Origin of the sequence: Pseudomonas sp. PKS (assembly GCF_051913525.1) — a bacterium.
GTDB classification, from domain to species: domain Bacteria; phylum Pseudomonadota; class Gammaproteobacteria; order Pseudomonadales; family Pseudomonadaceae; genus Aquipseudomonas; species Aquipseudomonas guariconensis_D.
Window position 1 is genome coordinate 74,513 of record NZ_JBEGDO010000020.1, and the last position, 21,157, is coordinate 95,669.

Genomic DNA, 21,157 nt, shown 5'->3' on the forward strand with positions numbered 1-21,157 from the left:
TGTTGAACGCGTTGTCGACGCGGGGAAAAGAGGGGCACCTGAACAGGTGCCCGCAATAGCTAGAAGTGCGGTGCGAGGTGTTTCAGAGCCTGGGCACGACTCAGGTCGCCGCGCCAGATGGCCTCCACATGGCTGATTTGCCACTCCCTGCCCAGGTAGCGCTGGGCCGGTGTCTTCAGGTGCGCCTTGACGAAGTCGTCGAACGCAGGGGTTGGTTTGTTGAAGTGCACATGGGCGTACCACAGCACCTTGGGCAGGTCCTGGCGTTTATCGATCACTTGGAATTCCTGAAGGAAGTCTCGACGTCCATCGGGGGTCCGCTTGAGCTCGACCAGAGCGCCCACTTTCTCGATCTTCACGACATCCTGCCCAACCAGGTAGTCGAGCTGCGCACCGTTGGGCTCGCGCGTCTTTCTGATCTGTTCGATACGCAGGGTCCGGCCGCGTTCGACGAGACGGTCAGAGGCCTCGCGTAAACGTGGCAACGAAGGTTCGGTGGGATCGACCTGGGTGATCCGGCTGGCAATGTCAGCAAGGTCCGTTGCCTTGAACTGCATCAGGTCTTGCAGGCTGGCCCCGTCCATCTCTTGTGCCGAGTACTGCTCGATCTGGCGCTGGAACGCCTGAAGTGCGTCGAGGTGGCGAGTCGCTTCAGCCTGCAGCTCCGTGAGGGTTGCCTGGCGAAAGTGCCTCAGGTCGGTGGAGTCTGGGTTAGTGAGAGTGAACTTGCCGGAGGCGTCCTGTCGATAGATTTCGATGCGGCCGTTCGCGCCTGTGACGTGGTAGGTGTTGGGGTGTTGCCGGTCACGGGTGCCGATCAGGTAATGGTCCTGCGCGGTTTCGAATACCCGTGGTTGGTTGGCTCCTTGGCCAGGGCGCTGTGGCTGCTGTGGCTGCTGTGCGGCGTCCTGTAATTTTTTGGCATAGGGCATGTAGGCTTCGAGCTTGGTTTCCAGGCTTTTTACCCTCGAAAGGTCCAAGTAGTCGGTGTAACTGAGCTTCCAATACCTCAGTCTGCTTTTGAACTGCCCTATCAGGTCGATCGATCTGGCCACGATAACGCTGCGTTGACGGTTGCTGGCCTGCACATTAGGCAGTTCATGAAGAAGATAGAGGGCACGATCCAGATCGGATTGGGGCCCTGCCATCAGAACTCGGAGATTGAACCAGCCGCCATCGGGCGAATGTACGGGCTTGAGCAGAAGGTCCTGCAGTTGGGAGATCTCCATGTAGTCCAAAACAGGGTCTGTCACCCGCTGCAATCCAGCATCTATGGTTGAAATCTTCTCCCGACTCGGCTGGGTGTTCGTGATTTTCCTACGCCATGGATGGATCGCTTGCACGTGCTCGCGCAATTCATCCAGCTCTGCCAGCGCCTTGCCACGTTGGGTACTCATTTGCAGGCGAATAGCCAAGTACTCCTGGAGCTTGGCCAGGAACAACGGGCTGCCCATTTCAGGACGCAGCTCATACGTTTTTCCATGGCTCGCTTGTCTGAGATTGCCCAGCTCGTCCAGTATTTCCAGGTAGCGCAACTGACTGGCCTCGATCAACCGGTAGTGACCGTCGACGATCATTATGGCCACGTTGTTCGCGTCAGCCGTGCTCTGGGCTCTAAGGCGCCCTGACGACACCTCGGCGAGGCTCAGGTAGTCGGCATGCAGGCGCTTGGCCTCCTTGATGCACGCTTTGATCTCGGCGATCAGCTCGGTGTTGTGGATATGCACCGATAGCGAAGGTTCCATGCGTGGTCTGAGCGCTCTGGTCCTGGCTTCCAACAAGTCCCAGTCGCGCGGGGTGCTAGCGCGAAGGCGGTTGTGCAGCCGGTAGGCCCGGTCGCGCCACCAGCGGGGCAGTTGTTCTCTGATGACGGCGGGCCATAGGGGGTCCAGTGTGTCGGCAAGGTGGCCCAGTGCCTGACCGCCGCCGGCGCCTCCACCCAGGCGGTGGACGCCGTACAGGGCAAGGTGCGTGTCCCAGTGACCCATTTCATCCAGCGCGATTGCCCGTTTGAATGCGCTGCCGGTGTCGCCGGTCAATTCCCAGGTATGGCTGGTCTCGTCCCACCCGACCTTGTACTGGCGGCCCTGCACCTCGATGTAGTTGCCTTGGGAATGACGATAAATGCCACGGTAGCGGCCCTGATTGGCCGAGGACAGACCCACCAGGGAGACGGGGTCACTGACCTGGTAAGCGGCCAATCCGGCAAGCGGTTCCCTGCTCGGGGTTGGTAGGCGGGGCGATGTCGAGCCCGCTGTCGACAATTGCCCTAATTGATATCGCCTGGCTGAACGGCGCAGCGCGGAAGCTCGGATGTCCACGCCACTGCCCAGCACATCCATGGCGACATCGACCAGACTGGTCAGTACATTCTCAATGGCATCGAGCACATTGCCTGTCTGGCCATCGGCCACGGCTCTGACCAGTTCGGCAGAGGCGTCGTACAGATCATAAAGACTTACCGGTAAGCCCAGGACGGGTATCAAGCCCAGTGCGATCTTGAAGCCCAGCAGCAGTTTTCCAGCCTGCGCGGCGAGGTTCTCGATGTGCAAGTCAAGGTTGGTCCGTGAGGTATCGCGATGTGCCTGGAGCAATTGCCCCATATGGGTATCGAGCTGCAACTGGGCAAGCGATTGTGTCGCGGGCCACTCGGCGCCAATGCCGATGATGCCGTTGAAACGATGTTGGTGGGCTTGATCCAGGCGCGAATGGTGGGCCCTGGAATTGCCCTCCAGTGCCCGGCTGACCAGATAGTCGCGCTCGCGGGCGTCCACGCTGCCCTCGAACAGGCTGAGCCGTGCCGACTCCAGGTCCGGGTACTGGCGTAGTGGCGCGATGGGATGGTCTGGTCGGTACAAGAGCGTGGTCTTGTGGATGCGGTCCTCGATGAACGTGATGCCCGCGAGGGTGGTGGACTGGTCGTCGGTATCCTTCCCTCCACTTGTCAGCCGTGCAGCCTGCAGGCACAGGTCGAAGCCGTTGGCCTGCAGGTCGGCTTTGCTGCGTGAATCGATCACCTGGGCGAACATGGCGTGGCTGGTGCTGTCCAGGTGACCGCTGGTGTGAAACAGCAGATTTTGCAGCTTGAGTATCAGGCGGTGGGGCTCGATCAGGCATTCGCGTCGGTAGGCTTGCTCGAAGTCGCCTTCATCATTGCCCCTAAAGGCATGGGTGATCGCTGCCTCGTATTGCTTTGCAACGTCAAGTTCGTTGGCCAGCGTGCGCAGATAAGCGGCATCCAGGCGGTCTTGCAAGCGCTGGCGCAGGTCGTCATTGGCCGGCGTGACCTGCACGTTCACAAAGCGCAGCCGGTCATGCATCGCGTCATCGATGTGCTGCAGCAGGACAGTCTCGAGCGCGAGCGTGACACGTTCGGTACTGGCCTTGAGGGTGGATTTGACGGGCGTCCCGGGGGCTCCGCTGCCGGCGATCAAGTCCTTGCCGCTATCGGATGTACTGACAGGCACGTCGAGTTCGACACTTTGGTCGACGAAGCCCTTGACGTCCTGCATTAGGCGTCTGTTGATCAGATCCCGGCAGAACGGTGTGCGCTCTGGCAGGTCGCGACGAAGCAGGGATTGGGCCTTGCGCAGCGCCGCGAGGTAGTCGTGGACGAGTGTGCGCAGGCGCTGGCGTTCGTGGGCGGGCACTTTTTCCACGCTGTCGAGTGCAATACCCGCCTGGGTAATGACCTCCTGCTGCTGTTTGTGAAGACGCAGAGCTGTTTCGCGGGCGGCATGACGTGGCACTTGCAGACGCAGGGCAAGCGACTCACGCAGTTGCGGCAACTGCGCAGGCATTGCGTCCAGGCCAAGACGCTCTTGCAGCGTGTCCTTTTCCTTGCGGCAGGCGGCCAGCACGCCATCGAGCGTGTGGCCGAGCGCATTTTTCGACAGCGCGGACAGACGCACAGACAAGCCCGCTTTCAGGCAAGCCTCGAGCTGTCGTTGCCCTTCGCATCGCAACAGCCCACCGTGTTCGCCTAGCCAATACAACAACAACGTATGGGTGCTATCAGGCGCGTCCAGTGCTGCCTGGCGTGTGATGACCAGCGCACCGGACAGGATGTCCGGTGTCGCTGCGTCAGTGGACTCGCTCGTTTCATGCAGCAGTTCGATCTGGGCGGCCGCCGCTTCGGTACCAGACTCGCTGCACACCGACCTCACCCAGGCCAGGTGCTGGTCGTCGAGCAGCCCGAGCGCGTGCTGGAACTGCGCATGGGCAAGCAGTCCATCGCGGTGAGCTTCGATCAGTGGCGTGCTGGCGGTCACAGGCCGGGCGTCCGAGTGCCATTTGGCCGATGAGGTCACTTGGCTGACCAACGTTTGCGCTGTGTTTCTGGTTTTGACCAGGGCGTCTTGATGCCGTTGGCACGTTTCGATTTCGCTGGCTGAGCGCGTTTCCAGCAGCGTGAGCTGTTTGCCGATCAGTGCCTTGCGCAGGGCGGGGGCAAGATCCAACCCAAGGTTGCCGAAGTCGAACAGGGTGGGGTGGGTATCCTCCGGGTCGTGTGGGTAATCGTCATCCGGCGCCTGGGCAAACACCGGGCTGTTGCGCCAGCTTTGTTCCAGTTCGTCGGCGCGGGCGAGGCTGGTGGCGGCATCGGTTTCAAGGTCCGGACCTACCCCCTTTTTCAACGTGGCCAGCAGGTCGGTTTCGAGCTGGTCGAGCAGCGAAGTGAAGCCCAGGCCGATGCCGTCTACGGCGGTGTAGGTGATCGTTTCGTGACCCGTAGAGGCCAGATGGGTCTCAAGCGCCTCTCGTGTGGCGTAGCCCATGAAGGCCTGGGTGTGTTCCGGCGAGTAGAGCACCTGGGGCGCATTATCTTCGAGGCTGATGATCAGGGCGGTGGGCTGGCTCGAGGGAACTTCGAGCTGCACCTTTTTCTGCTTGTAGGTCAACCACTCTGGATTTTCCAGCAGGCCGATCACCGGCGCTTGATGCTCGGCGGCCAGGGTGCCCTGATCCAGCGCGATATCCAGCGTGGCCAGCACATGCGCTCGGTATTGCTGGCGGGCATACTCGCGCCGGCTCAAGGTTGTCCCTTCGGCGCGTGCGTCCCAATACGCCTGCCAGCGTTTGCTCACCGCCGTTGGTAGGTCAAGCGCGACGAGGCGGGCATACAGTTCGTCCGGGCGTAGCTGGGTCACCTGGTGATTGGCGTCGGATTTGCCCTTCACCTTGGCGTTGATGTTCAGATCCTGGGGTGGGGTCCGATGATGATGGGCGAACACGCACAGGTGGGTCAGGCTGACAAATTGGTTATCGGACTCCAGCACCAGGCCGGTATGGTCCGGATCACTGGCGAGCGTGCTTCGCAGCAAGTCATTGACCACTTGGCGAACGCCAGGCGCAAGGCTGAGCAGACGGTTGAAGGTCTGGCGTGCCTGGCGCCACTGCGCAAGGGCCCGGCGCGTACTAGGGGTATCGGCTAACAGGACACGCGAGTCATCGTGGGGGGGCAGGTAGAGTGTTGTCGCAACGGTCATGAGAATTCCATCAAACGTTCGGCCGGATTGGCCGGACCCATTGAAGGGCAACCGCGTAGGAGGGATGAGGTACTCAGATATGGCAGGACCGCCCAGCAGGATTCACGAAACTGTCACGGTTTTATGGCAGCGCGCCCGAATGGATTTCATCAGACTCGCGCTCTACTGGGGATCTGCATTCTGGTGTTTCATTCATGCGGGCTTTTTGGGTTTTCTTGTTTTTGTCACTCAGCACGTCGGCGAGCTTCGCCGAAGGACGCTGCGACACCCGTGCGCCGGTACAACGGGCCGAACTGGGCGAATTGAGCGTGGTGTACCAGAGCGTGGGGGCACCGTCGGACCCTGTGTTGCTGTTGGTCATGGGGCTGGGCGGGCAGTTGATCCACTGGCCCGACGACGTGGTCGAGGCCTTGTGTCGCCAAGGGTTCCGGGTCGTTCGCTATGACAATCGCGATGTCGGGTTGTCACGCTGGAACCACTTGCCTGCCTCGGCCAACCTGACCGTCGAGCTGTTGCGTTACAAGCTGGGGTTGCCGGTTTCGGCGCCCTATAGCTTGACCGACATGGCCACCGATGGCTTGCGCCTGATGGATGAGCTGAAGGTCGAGCAGTTCCATGTGCTGGGGGTGAGCATGGGCGGCATGATTGCCCAACACCTGGCGGCAATGGCGCCAGAGCGCGTGCGCAGTCTGACGCTGGTGATGTCGAGCTCCGGCGCCGAGGGCCTGCCGGCGCCAAGCGCTGCACTGGTGCAACTGCTGGCCCGGCGTGATGCGCCGAATCGTGAAGTGGCCATCGAGCAGCAGGCGGACCTGTTGGCTGCGCTGGGTAGCCCGACGATCACTGACGACCGCACGGTGCTGCTGCACCAGGCGGCTGTGGCCTATGACCGGGCGTTCAATCCAGAAGGGGCTCAGCGGCAGATCATGGCGATTCTTGCCGAGCCCAGCCGGGTGGCGCTGCTCAATCAGTTGCGTGTCCCCACACTGGTCGTGCATGGCACGGCCGATCCGCTGTTGCCGGTGATGCACGGGGTGCACCTGGCCGCGCATATCCAGGGCAGCCAGTTGCGGCTGATCCCGGGGTTGGCCCATCGCTTCCAGGAGCCGTTCAAGGCGCCACTGCTGGCGGCGGTGTTGCCTTACCTGAGCTCACATCGCGAAGACATCCGACATGTGGCCGGCCTTTGACCTGTATTGCCCTTTTCGCGGGTGAACCCACCCCACAGGGATCACGGCGATACGGGTAGGGGCGGGTTCACCCACGAAGAGGGGCGCGCGGCTGTTTAGTGAAAGCGCACCCACAGCGTGACCAGCACCGTCGCCGCCACCAGCCAGGCCACTGTGGCCAGGGCCAGCGAGGCTTCCAGGCGCAGCCGGTCGACCAGAACGTACAAGGTGGTCAGGTAGACGAAATACGGGATGATCGACCACATGCCGAACAGGATGGTGGTCTTCAGGTCCGCCAGCGACCGGCCCTTGCCCACGATGTAGTGGGCGATTAGCGCAAAGGTCGGAAACAACGGCACCAGCCCTGCGATGTAGTAGTTGCGGGTCTTGGAAAGGAGGGCCAGGAGCACCACGACGGCGGCGCCCAGGCTGGCTTTGAGTATCAGGTCCACGGGCTTCCCTTGGCCTCAGCTGAGGCCGTATTTCTTCACTTTGTCGAACAACGTGGTTTTGGCCATGCCCAGCTCCTGGCTGGCCTGGCTGAGGTTGCCGCCGGTGCGCTGCAGGGCGTCGCTGAGCAGGTTGCGCTCGAAGGCCTCCACCGCCTCGGCAAAGCCCAGGCCCTGACTGGCGCCGCTGGCGTTCTTCTTGAATGCCGGCAGGCCAAGGGCATAGCGCTCGGCGACGTTGCGCAACTCACGCACATTGCCTGGCCAGTCGTGGGCCATCAGCCGTGACAGGGTCTGGCTGTCCAGCTCCGGCACTTCACGGTCGAAGCGCAGCGCCGACTGCTCGAGGAAGTGCTCGAACAACTGCAGGATGTCCTCGCGGCGCTCGCGCAGAGGCGGCAGCTCCAGGGTGACGACGTTCAGGCGGTAGTACAAATCGCTGCGAAACTGCCCGTTCTGGCCCATGGCGTCCAGGTCCGACTTGGTCGCCGCGATCACCCGGCAGTCCACCGGGATGCTCTGGTTCGAGCCCAGACGCTCCAGCGTGCGCTCCTGCAACACGCGCAGCAGCTTGATCTGCAGGTTGATCGGCATGCTCTCGACTTCATCGAGGAACAACGTCCCGCCATTGGCATGTTCGATCTTGCCGATGCGCCGTTTGCCGGCACCCGTGAAGGCATTGGCCTCATGACCGAAGATCTCGCTCTCGAACAGGTTCTCCGGCAGGCCGCCGCAGTTGAGCGCCACGAAGGGCTGCCCCTGGCGACGACTGAAATCGTGCAGGCAACGGGCGACCAGTTCCTTGCCGGTGCCGGTCTCGCCTTCGATGAGCACGTTGGCCGAGGTGTCGGCCACATTGGCGATCAGTTCGCGCAGGTTCTGCATCGCCGGCGAGCGGCCGATGATGCGGCCTTCCAACGTGCTGTGGCCAGCCAGCTGGCGGCGCAGCGCATGGACCTCGCGGGACAGGCCGCGTTGCTCCAGGGCGCGGCGGACCACATCCACCAGGCGCTCGGGGGAGAAGGGTTTCTCCATGAAGTCATAGGCGCCGTTGCGCATGGCGCCGACCGCCATGTCGATGTCGCCGTGGCCGGTGATCAGTACCACCGGCAGGCTGCGGTCGCGGGCCTTGAGCCGACCGAGCAGCTCCAGGCCATCCATGCCGGGCAGGCGGATATCGCTGACGACGATGCCGGCGAAGTCATCGCCGATACGTTCCAGGGCCTGCTCGGCGCTGCCCACGCCTTCGCAGGCGATGTCCTCCAGGGCCAGGGCCTGCTGGCAGCCCAGCAGCACATGGGGGTCGTCTTCGACGATCAGGACAGTCAAGGGCACTTGATTCATAGGGACCCTGCGTTCATAGAGGTTCTACCGATTTGCCGGTGGGCGTGACCAAGGGCAGGGCGAGCACGAAGGCGGTCCCGCCACTGGCAGGGTGCTCGACGCTCAGCGAGCCCTTGGCGGCGGCGGCGAGGCTCGCCGACAGGGTCAAGCCCAGGCCCAGGCCATGCTCGCCCGGTTTGGTGGTGAAGAAAGGTTCGAACAGGTGCTTGCGCGCCTCGGCATCGATGCCGTGGCCATTATCGCGCACCCGCAGGCGGTATTTGTCGCCCTGCAGCTCGCCCTCGAGCCAGAGCTGCGGTGTGGGCTGATGGGTCATGGCGTCCAGGGCATTGCCGATCAGGTTGACCAGGATCTGCTCCAGGCGTGTCTGGTCGATGGCCAGTTGCTGATCGTCGAATTGGCTGTGCAGTTGCAGCTTGCAGCCGGCGATGCGGTTGGCCAGCACCTGCAAGGAGGCATCCACTGCCTTGCTCAACGAGGCCTGGCCACTGTCATCGCTGCGTCTTGCGAAGGAGCGCAGGCTGGCGGTGATTCGGCCCATGCGGTCGATCAGGTCGTTCATGGTGCGCAGATTGGTGCTGGCCGTTTCCAGGGCCCCGCGCTCCAGAAAGCGCACGGTATTGCCAGACAACGTACGCAGCGCCGCCAGAGGCTGGTTCAGCTCGTGGGCGATGCTGGTGGACATCTGCCCGATGGCCGCCAGTTTGCCGGCCTGGACCAGTTCATCCTGGGCGTGGCGCAGGGTCTGCTCGGCGTGCCGACGTTCGCGGATCTGCCCCTTGAGCCGCTCATTGCTGGCGCGCAGATCGGCGGTACGCTCGGTGATGCGCCGCTCCAGCTGGCTGTTGGCTTCTTCGAGGGCTTCGCGGGCGGCCAGGCGGGTGGCGATCACCTTGCGGCGCTCGTTCCAGGCGATTGCCAGGATGGTCAGCAAGGCGAAGGCCACACCCACCAGGATGCCCTGGACCATGGACTCGCGGTGCAGGTCCTGCAGTGGCGTGAGCAAGGTGAAGTGCCACGGGGTGTCCACCAGTCGCCGGGTCTGGGCCAGGTAGGCCATTGCACGGGGCTTGCCCTGGCCGATTTCGCTGTTGGCGGGGAAGGTGAGTTTTTCCACACCCTCGGACAGGGTTTCCCGGGCCAGTGGCTGCAGCTCGTTCAGCGGCCACCAGTAATACTGCAGGCTGCGCGCCAGGCGTTCCTTGATCTGCGGGGTCAGCGGGCGCACCGACTTGAGCCGTCGGGCCGGGTCGCTGGAAAGAATGATGATGCCATTCTCGTCGCTGACGAAGGCTTCCAGGCGGGCGCGTTGCCAGCGTTCTTCGAGAGTGTCCAGGCGCACCTTGATCACCGCTACGCCGATGATCTTGCCGTGCTCTTCCAGCCCATGGGCCAGATAGTAGCCTGCTTCGCCAGTGGTGCTACCGATGCCGTAGAAGCGGCCCGGCTCGCCGCGCACGGCATCCTGGAAGTAGGCGCGGAACGACAGGTCTTCGCCAAGGAAGGAGTCGGCGTCGCGCCAGTTGCTGGTGGCCTGGACGCGACCGGTGGTGTCCAGGACGAAGATGGCCCGGCTACGGCTGCGCCGGTTCAGGCCTTCGAGGTATTCGTTGACGGTCTGGCGGTAGCCGCCGTCGGGGTCTGTGAGCAGTTTCGAGACGCTGTCTTCAAGCTCCAGCAGGCTCGGCAGGTAGGTGTACTTGCTGATCTCGCTCTCGACGGTGCGTGCGTGCAGCTCGAGCTGGCGTTCGCCGTTCTCGCTCAAGGTGCGGATGCCGTTGCTCTCGCTGATCAGGTAGCCGGCCATCCCCAGGCCGACCATCAGCAAAATGATCAGGGGCGGCAGCAGCAATTGACGGATCAGGCGGGATTTCACGGCAGGTTGGGCAGGGCGAAGGAGCGAGGGGTCGCATTTCATCACAGTGGCCTTGTCACGACCAGCGTCCGCTGCCCGGCGTACCGGGCAGCGGCATGGCCGACTCAGTGCTGCAGGATCTTGCTGAGGAAGTGCTGGGTGCGCTCGTGGCGGCCTTCGGGGTTGCCGAAGAAGTCTTCCTTCTGGCAGTCCTCGATGATGCTGCCCTTGTCCATGAAGATCACCCGGTTGGCCACCTTGCGGGCGAAGCCCATCTCGTGGGTCACGCACATCATGGTCATGCCTTCATGGGCCAACTCGACCATCACGTCCAGCACCTCGTTGACCATTTCCGGGTCCAGTGCCGAGGTCGGTTCGTCGAACAGCATGACGATCGGGTCCATCGACAGCGCGCGGGCGATCGCCACACGCTGCTGCTGGCCGCCGGAGAGCTGGCCAGGGTGCTTCTTGGCGTGGGCGCCCAGGCCTACGCGGTCGAGCAGGGCCAGGCCTTTCTTGGTGGCTTCGGCCTCGCTGCGGCCCAGTACCTTGCGCTGGGCAATGGTCAGGTTCTCGGTGATCGACAGGTGCGGGAACAGCTCGAAGTGCTGGAACACCATGCCGACGCGTGAACGCAGCTTGGGCAGGTTGGTCTTCGGGTCGGCGATGGAGGTGCCGTCGACCACGATGTCACCCTTCTGGAAGGGCTCCAGGGCATTGACGCACTTGATCAGCGTGGACTTGCCCGAACCGGATGGCCCGCAGACCACCACCACTTCACCTTTCTTGACCTCGGTGCTGCAGTCGGTCAGCACCTGGAAGTCCCCGTACCACTTGTTGACGTTCTTGATGGAAATCATACGGTGATCCTTTTTTGCAGGCGCTTGACCAGCCACGAAGCGGAGAAGCTGATGAGGAAGTACACGGCCCCGGCGAAGATCAGGAACTCATGGGAGCGTCCGATGATGTCGCCGTTGGAGCGTGCCGAGTTGAGGAAGTCCACCAGGCCCACGGTGTAGACCAGCGAGGTGTCCTGGAACAGGATGATGCTCTGCTGCAGCAGCAAGGGGGTCATCTTGCGAAACGCCTGGGGCAGGATGATCAGGCGCATGGTCTGGCCGTAGGTCATGCCCAGCGCCTGCGCGGCGCCCATCTGGCCCTTGGAGATCGACTGCACGCCGGCCCGCACGATTTCACAGAAGTAGGCGGCCTCGAACATCATGAACGCCACCACACAGGAGGTGAAGGCGCCGACCGGTGTGTCCTCGCCGGTGATCCAGCGCAGCACGAACGGGACCGCCAGGTAGAACCAGGTGATCACCAGCAGCAGCGGGATGGAACGGAAGTAGTTGACATAGGCGCCGGCCAGGTTCGACAGCAACTTGCTCGACGACAGGCGCATCAGCGCCAGGATCGTACCCAGCACGATACCGCCGACCACGCCCATGACCATCAGTTGCAGGGTCATCACCATGCCTTCCCAGAGGGCCGGCAGGGCGGGGATGATTTCGCTGAAATCCATGTCCATTTACTTGCCCCCCACGGAGATCAGGCCAGGTACCGAGACTTTCTTCTCGATAAGGCGCATGAACAGCATCAGGCCCATGTTCAGGGTGAAGTAGATCAAGGTGGCCAGAGTGAACGCCTCGAATAGGTTCGCGGAGAACTCGGCGGTCTGCTTGGTCTGGGCCAGCAGTTCCATCAGGCCGATCAGCGACGCCACGGAGGAGTTCTTGAACACGTTCAAAAATTCCGAGGTGAGCGGCGGGATGATGATCCGGTAGGCCTGGGGCAGCAGCACGTTCAAGTAGATCTGCGGCAGGCTGAAGCCCAGCGCCCGGCCAGCCGATTCCTGACCGCGAGGCAGGGCCTGGATGCCGGTGCGTACCTGCTCGCAGACCCGCGCGGCGGTGAACAGACCCAGGCAGATGACCACGCTGATGAGGGCCGAGGTGGTCGGGTTGAGGTCTTGCTTGAACCATTCCTGCAGCCCTTCAGGCAGCAGGTCCGGCACCAGGAAGTACCAGATGAACAGCTGCACCAGCAGCGGCACATTGCGGAACAGTTCCACGTAGGCGGTGGCGATCCCCGATACCACGCGGTTCGGCACGGTGCGCATCACGCCGAGCAGCGAGCCCAGCAGCAAGGCGATGATCCAGGCGGTCACGGCAATGGCGATGGTCCAGCCCAGGCCGGTGATGTACCAGTCCAGGTAGGTTTCGCTGCCCACGCCGGTGGACTTGAAGAATACGCCCCAGTCCCAGTTGTAATTCATCGGGATTTCCCCTCAGACGGTTGTTTCACGGGCACCTTCGAGCAACCGAGGGCAGCGAGCGCCCTCGGTTGAAAGGTTAGACACTAATGAGTGGCCTGTCGGGTTGATTACTGCTCGGGTCGAGCAACAGGCCACTGGCTGGGGATCAGGACTTCTTCTCGTCCGCCGCCTTGTCGGTCGGCTCGGCGATCAGCTTTTTCAGCTCTTCGCTCATCGGGAAGTTCAGGTTCAGGCCTTTTGGTGGAATCGGCTGTTGGAACCACTTCTCGTAGCTCTTGTTGACCGCGCCGGACTTGAAGTAAGCCACGATGGCGTCATCGACCGCCTTCTTGAAGGCATCGTCACCCTTGCGGACCATGCAGCCATAGATCTCGTAGGACTGCGGGGTGCCGGTGATGACCCAGTCGGCAGGCTTGCGCGCCTTGGCCATCTCGCCGGCGAGCAGGGCGTCGTCCATCATGAAGGCCACGGCGCGGCCGCTTTCGAGCATGTTGAAGGCTTCGCCGTGGTCTTTTGCGGAGATCACGTTCATCTTCATCTGCTTGTCGGCGTTCATCGCCTTGAGGATGCGCTCGGAGGTGGTGCCGGCGGTGGTCACCACGTTCTTGCCGGCCAGGTCCGGGAAGTCCTTGTAGGCTGGCTGACCGTCCTTGACCTTGGTCAGCAGGCGGGTGCCGACTTCGAAGATGCCGACCGAGAAGCCGACCTGCTGCTGGCGCTCGACGTTGTTGGTGGTAGAGCCGCACTCAAGGTCCACGGTGCCGTTCTGCACCAGCGGGATGCGGGTCTGGGAGGTGACCAGGTTGTAGCGGACCTTGATGTCCGTACCCAGTTGCTTTTTCAGCGCGTCGACGACGGCCAGCTGGATGTCGTGGGAGTAGCCCACAGGCTCTGGCTTGCCGGCCAGGTAGGAAAATGGAATGGAGGAGTCGCGGTGGCCCAGGGTGATGGTGCCCGATTCCTTGATCTTCTTCAGGGTGCCGGTCAGTTCTTCGGCCATGACAGGCGATGCGATGACAGCGGCCGCGATGGCGGCGCCCAGCAATTGACGAACGATGCGCATCAAATTTTCCTCGACGTGTTTGTTTTTTTTATGGAGCCGTTGGCGGACTCTTCGTTCCACGAATGCAGCAGCAAACGTGGTGCATTCGGCTACCAAGTGTAGAGCATGAGTCGTGCCAAGCCCTGCTGTCGATCATATCGCCGCGAAATTACTGGTTTTGAGGCTTTTGTTTACTGTTTTTTGCCATTGCTTATGTACGGATTTCCGAATGGGTGCGTAGTTCGTGTTCGGAAATCCGAATGAGTGCGAGGCGGCGGCAAAGGGTAGTAACCCGATACTGCTCCGCGCAGGTGGCAGGTGGTGAGATCGCGCTTTTGAACTGCTCGAGAGTGCGCCCTATGTCTGATCCATCTCTACCTGAAGACTCTATCGACACGTTGTTCGCGCAGCAGATGCCAAGCTGGTTGAGCCGCGAGGACGGCGACCCGCGATGCATCGATCGCCTGCGCGCGTTTCACAAGGCACTGCTCAGGCAGGAGCGTGCGGTGGCTGCCTTGCGCCCGGTGCTGGCGCAGATTCCGTCGATCGAGGCGTTCGCCGAGCCGCTTTTACGTGAAAAGCTGGTGCAGTTGGGTGAAGCGGCCCCTGACGTCAGGCACAGCCAGGTGTGTATCTGGCGGCGCCCGGTCATGCCGTCCTTTGCGTTAATGCTCTCGACGCGCCAGTTCGTTCCATCATCGACACAAAGCCTATTGGTCGCTGCGCTGCACAACTTTCATCTGGTCGAGACCCGGCCTTCCGACACTCGCAAAGGGTATCTGCGCACGCGTTCGGGCAAGCGGATGGCCTTGGGGTTTCATGCCTTCGCCGGGCGCTGCCGAGAGCTGGACATCGGCGCAAAGTACCAGGAAAAGCTCAAGGCGCTTCTCAAACCCAAAGACGGCGCTGACGCCGTGTATCGCCTGTTCCAGGAAAACCAGCAGGCGCACCTTGAGGTCGCCGTGCGCTCGGCGCAGCTCAAGGGCGAGCTGGATGAGGACAGCTTCCAGCGCATGCTGGCCTTGATGGCGTTTCCGTCAATCGTGCCGGCAACCTCGTCCAACGTGGAGCTTCGGCACCTGTATTTACTGGGTGTACCCATTCATGGCCTGGTCTGCGCAGCGGCCAGTGCGGCTGATGATGGGGCGTTGCAAGGTGTGATCGTCTGGGTGCCCAATGATCCGGATTGTCCGGTGAAGCGTTTTGATTCCTGGCAGGCGGTCTACGACGGGCTGGCCAGGCGCCTGGCCAGCCGTCGTTATCGGCAGTTTTTTGCCCGATTCGTCAGCGAGGCCGACCGCGTCAAGTTCTTCACCCGTCTGGCCGAGCAGTCCAAGGGTTGGACGCACGAACGGTTGGCGACATTGACCGGCGGACATAAGCCGATCGTTGCAAAAAAGGACAATTCGATAGGAGAGCGGTTGAGAGTCTTTCTGGCCGACTCGCAGATCGACAAGATTTTCGACGATGCACGTGTGCTCGTTGTGCCGACAGGCCAGGAAGACGAAAACGATCGTAACGAACGGCTAAGCGGTTACGAGTCCTTGGGCCTGAATGTGCTCAATATCGCTTCGCTGTTCGTTCCGGTATTGGGGGAGGCATTGCTGCCTGTGGCCTTGGTGCAGATCGCCAGCGAGTTCTATGAAGGTTACGAGGATTGGAACCTGGGCGATCGTCAGGGAGCTATCGCCCATGTGTTTGGGGTGGCCGAGAGCATGGTCGCTGGAGCGCTGCTGGCTAAAGGGGTATCGGTGGCGGTAAAGGCGCTCAAGCCGGAGGCATTCGTCGATAAGCTCAGCCTGGTTCGCACCCGTCAGGGCAAGGTGAAGCTGTTCGACGGCTCGCTCGAGGGGTACCGGCTAGATCCCTCCAGCCACAATGCTCAAACCCCGCAAGAACAATGGTTGCTGCATGATGACAACCAGCTCTACCGCCTGCAGACCGAGCGTGGCGGGCGCTTGTGTCATCCCTCGCGTGCTGGCATGTACACGCCGCTGGTCGAAGACAATGGGGCTGGGGGATGGCGTCATGAATTCGAGCAGCCGCAGAGCTGGAGCGGTGCCGGCACCTTGGTTCGGCGGCTCAGCGGGCGCCTGTCTGACCTCTCCGATGAAACGTCAATGCACCTGTTGCAGGCGACCGGGTACAGCGAAGCGCAGATACGCCGGTTGCACCTTGAAAACCTGGGCGCGCCTGCGCGATTGCTCGATGCACTGGAGCGTCATCAACTGCATCAGCAGCATGCCCATTTGGGCGGCGCTGAGCTCGAGGCGCTGTTCAAGGAGCGCGAACCCTTGGCCGGTCCAGCGCAAAGCAAACTGCTGCGGGATTTTCCGGGCTTGTCGCTTCGTTGCGCGCGGGAAATCTGTGCCCAGGCCACGGGCGCCGAAACCACCCGTCTCGAGACCAGCGAGCGGGTGCCGTTGGCACTGGCCGAACGTGCTCGGTGGTATCTGCGGGAGAGCCGTCTTGACCGCGCCTGCGCCGGGCTACGCCTGTTCAGGGCGATCAATGCCGACACCCAGCGTCTGGCGCTTGAGTTGATCGAGTTGCTGGCGCCCTGGCCTGTGGATCTGCGGATCGAGATTCGCGAAGGTTCGATCGAGGGACCGCTGCTGGCCAAGCAGGGCAAGGCGCAGGCCGCCAGACTGCGGCAGATCATCCGCTCGGGTAGTCAATACATGCTTCAGGGACAGGAGGGCGAGCAGGACTTGCTGTCGTTGTTGTTTGGCCTGTTGAGCGACACGCAAAAACGCACGTTGGGTATTGCGGGACAGAAGGTCGACGCACTGGAAGATCGCTTGGCCGTGTATGCCAGCGAGGCGCGTGATCGTGTTGCCAGATGCCTTGGCATGAGCGACGCGAAGGCCATACGTCCACCGCTGCGCTTTGGCGATGGACAGGCAGGATACGCGCTCAGTGGAAGGGGGGCCGTCGATGGGGTGGCCATCGTGCGAGGCATCCATCGGATCTACCCGACCTTGAGCGCGCTGCAGCTTGATGCCTACATTCGCGAGCTGAGAACCCGCCGATTGGGGATGTACGAGCACTTCTCGATGTTGTCATGGCAGCTGGACCAATTGCGCACGGGCCTGGAGGTTTGGCGTAGCGACGCCAGCGGGCTGTTCACTCGCCTGCGTCGTCGTCGGGTTGCTGACCAGATCAGGCGCAGCTGGCGACGTAAGCTCGTCGATGAAAACGGCAGGTACATCCTGGTGATCGACGGTGAGCGGATCGGCGGTCTGCCGACGTTGCCTCAAGGGGTGAGGTTCGATCATGTCGAGCGGCTGGTTTTGCGAAACATGGACCTGTCCGATATCGAAGCGGACTTTCTGCGCCGCTTCCCCAATCTGCGCGAGCTCGATCTGAGGGGGAACCGGCTTGACCATGTACCCCAGGGGCTGGAGCGCCTTGGGCAACTCAGGCTACTCGATCTGTCGAGTAATCTCATCGCCATGGATGAATCCGGCGAACGTTGTCTGCGTAACCTGACCCATCTTCAGTACATCAATCTCAGCCACAATGGCGAGCTTGGCCGGGCGCCGGACCTGAGCCGCTTGCCGCATCTGCGCGAGATGCTCTTGCGTGCGACGGGGCTGATGGCGCTCCCGGAGCGACTCCCACTGGCCGCACTGATAGACCTGCGCAGCAATCGCATTCAATTGCTGCAGCGAGACAACCACCTGCTTCGCCACCGACTCGAGCGGGTGCTGCTGCACGATAATCCGTCCTCACACACTGGCAGCGAAGGGGCAGCCAGTTCGGGTGATGTGTCGTTGTCGCAGGTGAGGGCGATTGCGGGCGAGGATATTCAGGAGAACCCCGGTTACCAGCATGCTGTCGTCGATGCCTCGCTGCGCGCGCGGTGGCTGGACGAGGGGACGGATGAACAGAGCCTGCGCAGGTACGCGCTCTGGGACACGTTGCAGGAGGAGCCTGGCTCGGCGTCGTTGTTTCAATTTCTGGCGGACTTTGCCAGCTCCCGGGATTTCGCGAGGAATCCACAGCGCTTTCGTGCCCGCATCTGGTCACTGTTGCACGCGTGTGCCGAGCGGGAACCCTTGCGCCAGCGCCTGTTCACGATGCTGGATGGCCCACGCGGCTGTGATGACAGATTGTTGCTGACGCTTCGCAACCTGGAGGTGGGCGTGCTTGCTGAACAGGCCATTCTCGGGGTTCCGAAGGATCAGGTGGAAAGCACCTTGCTCGGCCTGGCACGTCCAATGTTTCGCTTCGATGAGATCGAACGGATCGCCAAAGAACACGTCTCCCGTTTGGAGGCCGAACGGGAAGCACTGCTCGGGTTGGAGCTGGAAGCAGGTGTGGTGGATCCTGTTGAGACGGAGCTGGCTTACCAGGTCGCGCTCTATGAGTGGATCGGGCTGCCGTTGCAAAAGGACTGGATGCACTTCGGGCGTTTTTCCAAGCTTACCAAGCATGACGTGGAAATCGCCCAAGCACGGGTGCTCTCGCTGGAAAATGATGACGCCTTGATCGGGTCGCTCGCCCAACGCCCATTTTGGGCTCATTACGTCAAAGAGCGTTATGCGCAGCGCTTTGAGGCGGTGCACCAGGCGTCTTGGGCGGAGCTGGACACGCTCGACGAGAAACTGGCCGCAGGCCAGATCATGGAAGGGGACTACGCAACGCGTGTGAAGGAGATGGCGGACGAATTCAAGCGGGCCGAACGAGAGTTGGTGAAGGTACTGGCCCGGGAGGTGTACATGCGCGCCAAGTCTTAGTCTGGTTGTCGTTACCCCCTGGTTGCGCGTGCGCCGACCAGGGGGCTCGAGGGTCAGGCTGCCTGCACGGCGGCTCGGCAGGTGTGGGCGTGGCGCAGATAATCGGTCAGTGCCTGCGTTTCGGCTGTGCTGGTGAACAGGCCCAGCTTGGTCCTGCGCCAGAGGATGTCATCGGCCTCCACTGCCCATTCCTGGGCGATCAGGTAATCCACTTCACGGCTGAACAAGCCGCCACCGATGGACTGGCCGAGGTCCTCAGGCCCATTTACGCCTTCGAGCAGACGCCACACCCGGCTGCCATAGGTCTGTGCCCAACGCTTGGCGATATCCACCGGCAGCCAGCCATGGCGGGCCAGCACTGCATCCACCAGCGCCTGGACCGTGGTCATGTGTTCACCGCCTGGTAGTGGGGCGGTAGCCGTCCAGCTGTCGCGCATGTGGGTGAAGAACGGCTTGAGTTCGACCATGGCCGACTCGGCCAGCTTGCGGTAAGTGGTGAGCTTGCCGCCGAAGACCGACAACAAGGGTGCCTGGCCGTCGCTTGCGGACAGCGCCAGGGTGTAGTCGCGGGTGACGGCGGAGGGGTTGTCGGACTCGTCGTTGCACAGTGGGCGGACGCCCGAATAGGTGTGCAGGATATCGGCGCGACTGAGCTGATGGTTGAAGTGCTCGTTGACGACCTTGAGCAGGTAGTCGGTTTCCATCTCAGTGATCGCCACCTTGGCCGGGTCGCCGCTGTATTCGCGGTCGGTGGTGCCGATCAGCGTGAAGCGCTCCAGGTACGGGATGGCGAAGACGATACGTTGGTCTTCGTTCTGCAAAATGTAGGCGTGTTCACCGTCATACAGACGCGGAACGATGATGTGGCTGCCTTGGATTAGACGGATGCCGTACGGCGCATCAAGCTTGAGATCGTCCTTGATGAAGCTGGCCACCCAGGGGCCGGCGGCATTGACCAGGGCGCGGGCGCGGATCGTGCGCTGGCTGCCGTCGGCCTGTTGCAGTTGTACCTCCCACAGGCCATCGACGCGTTGTGCACGCAGGCAGCGGGTATGGGTATGGATGTGCGCGCCTTTCTCACGGGCGGCCATGGCATTGAGCACCACCAGACGGGCGTCGTCAACGGCGCAGTCGGCGTACTCGAAGCCACGGGTGATGACGGGCTTGAGCGGGTTGCCCGGCCCGAAGCGCAGGCTGCGCGAGGCCCCTAGGCGTTTGCGCTTGCCCAGGTGATCGTAGAGGAACAGGCCTGCACGGATCATCCAGGCCGGGCGCAGGTGCGGGCGGTGGGGCAGGACGAAACGCATGGGTTTGACGATGTGCGGCGCTTTGGCCAGCAACACCTCGCGCTCGGCCAAGGCCTCACGGACCAGACGGAACTCATAGTGCTCCAGGTAGCGCAGCCCGCCGTGGATCAGCTTGCTGCTGGCCGAGGAGGTATGGCTGGCCAGGTCGTCCTTTTCGCAAAGGAACACCTTCAGGCCGCGCCCCGCTGCGTCGGCGGCGATGCCCACGCCATTGATACCTCCCCCGATCACAGCGAGGTCGTAGCAATCGGCGAGGGGCGGCTGGGACGAAGCAGGCTGGGACACGGCAAGGCCTCCTGGGGCACAGTTCACATCGAAAGTGAACATTGATGTTCATTTTCGAAAATATTAGCGCAACGAAAAGCCGTTATCCAGTCAGTCTCTATAGAAAAAACTGATCAGATGACAAGGGAATGAACAATAGCGAACATGTGAAGCGCCGTTATACGGCACATGCGAGCACTGTGGTTTGGGCAGTTGAGGGTAGCCCTGCGATGGGCTGCGAGGCAGCCCAAGGATATGCTGAATTCCGCCGGGCTCGGATCAGACGACTTCGAGGCGAATCTTGTGCTGGTTGAGCAGTTGGGTAAGAGCCGGGGTGGGGGGCTGGTCGGTCACCAGGCAGTCGACCAGGCTGATCGAACCCAAGCGAACCATGGCGTTGCGGCCGAACTTGCTCGAGTCGGCAGCCAGGATGACCTGGCGAGCATTGTTGATGATCGCCTGGGAAACCCGCACTTCCTGATAGTCGAAGTCCAGCAGGCTGCCGTCTTCGTCGATGCCACTGATACCGACCAGGGCGAAGTCGACCTTGAACTGGTTGATGAAGTCGACGCTTGCCTGGCCCACGACCCCGCCGTCGCGGCGTACGGTGCCGCCGGCCACCAGCACTTCGAAATCGTCCTTGGCGCCGAGGATCGCGGCCACATGCAGGTTGTTGGTGATGACCTTGAGGTGGTTGTGATTGAGCAGGGCGCGTGCGATCGACTCGGTGGTCGTGCCGATGTTGATGAACAGCGAGGCATGGTCGGGAATCTGCCGGGCCACGGCCTCGGCGATGCGTTGCTTCTCGTCGCGCATCTGGTCTGCGCGCATGGCGTAGGCGGTGTTCTCGATGCTCGAATCGTAGGCTGCGCCACCGTGGTAGCGTCGCAGCAGGTTGACCTCGGCGAGCTGGTTGATGTCACGGCGGATGGTTTGTGGGGTGACGACGAACAGCTGCGCCATTTCTTCGATACTGACGTAACCGCGCTCGCGCACCAGTTCGAGGATTTGTTGTTGGCGGGGAGGCAGATTCATGGGCGGTCCTTTGGGGCTGCCGGACAAATTCTGCAATGAAACCAAAGGCGGCTATAAGCTACAAGCTACAAGTTGCAAGCCACAAGAAAAAGCAGCACTCGGTTGGCCGAGGTGCCGATACTTGGCTTGCAGCTTGCAGCTTGCAGCTTGCAGCTTGCAGCTTGCAGCTTGCAGCTTGCAGCTTGC

12 protein-coding genes are annotated in these 21,157 nt (G+C 62.0%); 2 read left to right on the plus strand and 10 right to left on the minus strand.

Annotated elements, in window-relative coordinates; genetic code table 11:
• Positions 1–59 precede the first annotated feature (59 nt).
• Positions 60–5,489 carry a dermonecrotic toxin domain-containing protein gene (locus ABOA88_RS18645; RefSeq protein ID WP_367851941.1) on the minus strand — a complete coding sequence of 1,810 codons (5,430 nt, stop codon included), beginning with the start codon at positions 5,487–5,489 and terminating at the stop codon, positions 60–62.
• Between the two features lie 194 nt (positions 5,490–5,683).
• Between ABOA88_RS18645 and ABOA88_RS18650 the strand changes: the two genes are divergently transcribed.
• Positions 5,684–6,679, plus strand: a complete 996-nt coding sequence (locus tag ABOA88_RS18650; protein ID WP_367851940.1) for an alpha/beta fold hydrolase — start codon at positions 5,684–5,686, stop codon at positions 6,677–6,679.
• A gap of 95 nt (positions 6,680–6,774) precedes the next feature.
• Here ABOA88_RS18650 and ABOA88_RS18655 read toward each other — a convergent pair whose 3' ends face one another.
• The 7 genes from ABOA88_RS18655 to ABOA88_RS18685 form a co-directional block, all read right to left on the minus strand.
• Complete coding sequence (locus ABOA88_RS18655; protein ID WP_196170100.1) at positions 6,775–7,101, minus strand: GlpM family protein; 327 nt, start codon at positions 7,099–7,101, stop codon at positions 6,775–6,777.
• Between the two features lie 24 nt (positions 7,102–7,125).
• Positions 7,126–8,451, minus strand: coding sequence for a sigma-54-dependent transcriptional regulator (locus tag ABOA88_RS18660; RefSeq protein ID WP_043206502.1), 1,326 nt, complete (start codon positions 8,449–8,451; stop codon positions 7,126–7,128).
• Between the two features lie 13 nt (positions 8,452–8,464).
• Positions 8,465–10,369, minus strand: coding sequence for a sensor histidine kinase (locus ABOA88_RS18665; RefSeq protein WP_367851939.1), 1,905 nt, complete (start codon positions 10,367–10,369; stop codon positions 8,465–8,467).
• Positions 10,370–10,431: 62 nt separating this feature from the next.
• Positions 10,432–11,166, minus strand: coding sequence for an amino acid ABC transporter ATP-binding protein (locus ABOA88_RS18670; protein WP_043206506.1), 735 nt, complete (start codon positions 11,164–11,166; stop codon positions 10,432–10,434).
• Positions 11,163–11,834, minus strand: a complete 672-nt coding sequence (locus tag ABOA88_RS18675) for an amino acid ABC transporter permease (RefSeq protein WP_196170038.1) — start codon at positions 11,832–11,834, stop codon at positions 11,163–11,165. The genes ABOA88_RS18670 and ABOA88_RS18675 overlap by 4 nt, the downstream gene beginning before the upstream one ends.
• Positions 11,835–12,581 (minus strand): amino acid ABC transporter permease, encoded by a 747-nt coding sequence (locus ABOA88_RS18680; protein WP_196170039.1) that lies wholly within the window; start codon positions 12,579–12,581, stop codon positions 11,835–11,837.
• A 145-nt stretch (positions 12,582–12,726) separates the two neighbouring features.
• Positions 12,727–13,644, minus strand: a complete 918-nt coding sequence (locus ABOA88_RS18685) for a glutamate/aspartate ABC transporter substrate-binding protein (protein WP_196170040.1) — start codon at positions 13,642–13,644, stop codon at positions 12,727–12,729.
• A 338-nt stretch (positions 13,645–13,982) separates the two neighbouring features.
• Between ABOA88_RS18685 and ABOA88_RS18690 the strand changes: the two genes are divergently transcribed.
• A complete protein-coding gene (locus ABOA88_RS18690; protein WP_367851938.1) occupies positions 13,983–18,365 on the plus strand; it encodes an NEL-type E3 ubiquitin ligase domain-containing protein in 4,383 nt (1,460 codons plus the stop codon).
• Between the two features lie 53 nt (positions 18,366–18,418).
• Here the strand turns inward: ABOA88_RS18690 and glpD are convergent, their stop codons facing one another.
• Both glpD and glpR read right to left on the minus strand, forming a co-directional pair.
• Positions 18,419–19,957: a glycerol-3-phosphate dehydrogenase gene (glpD, locus tag ABOA88_RS18695; protein ID WP_367851937.1), complete on the minus strand. Its 1,539-nt coding sequence runs from the start codon at positions 19,955–19,957 to the stop codon at positions 18,419–18,421.
• 258 nt (positions 19,958–20,215) lie between these two features.
• On the minus strand, positions 20,216–20,971 hold the full coding sequence (glpR, locus tag ABOA88_RS18700; protein WP_196170043.1) for a DNA-binding transcriptional repressor GlpR: 756 nt from the start codon (positions 20,969–20,971) through the stop codon (positions 20,216–20,218).
• Between the last annotated feature and the right edge of the window lie 186 nt (positions 20,972–21,157).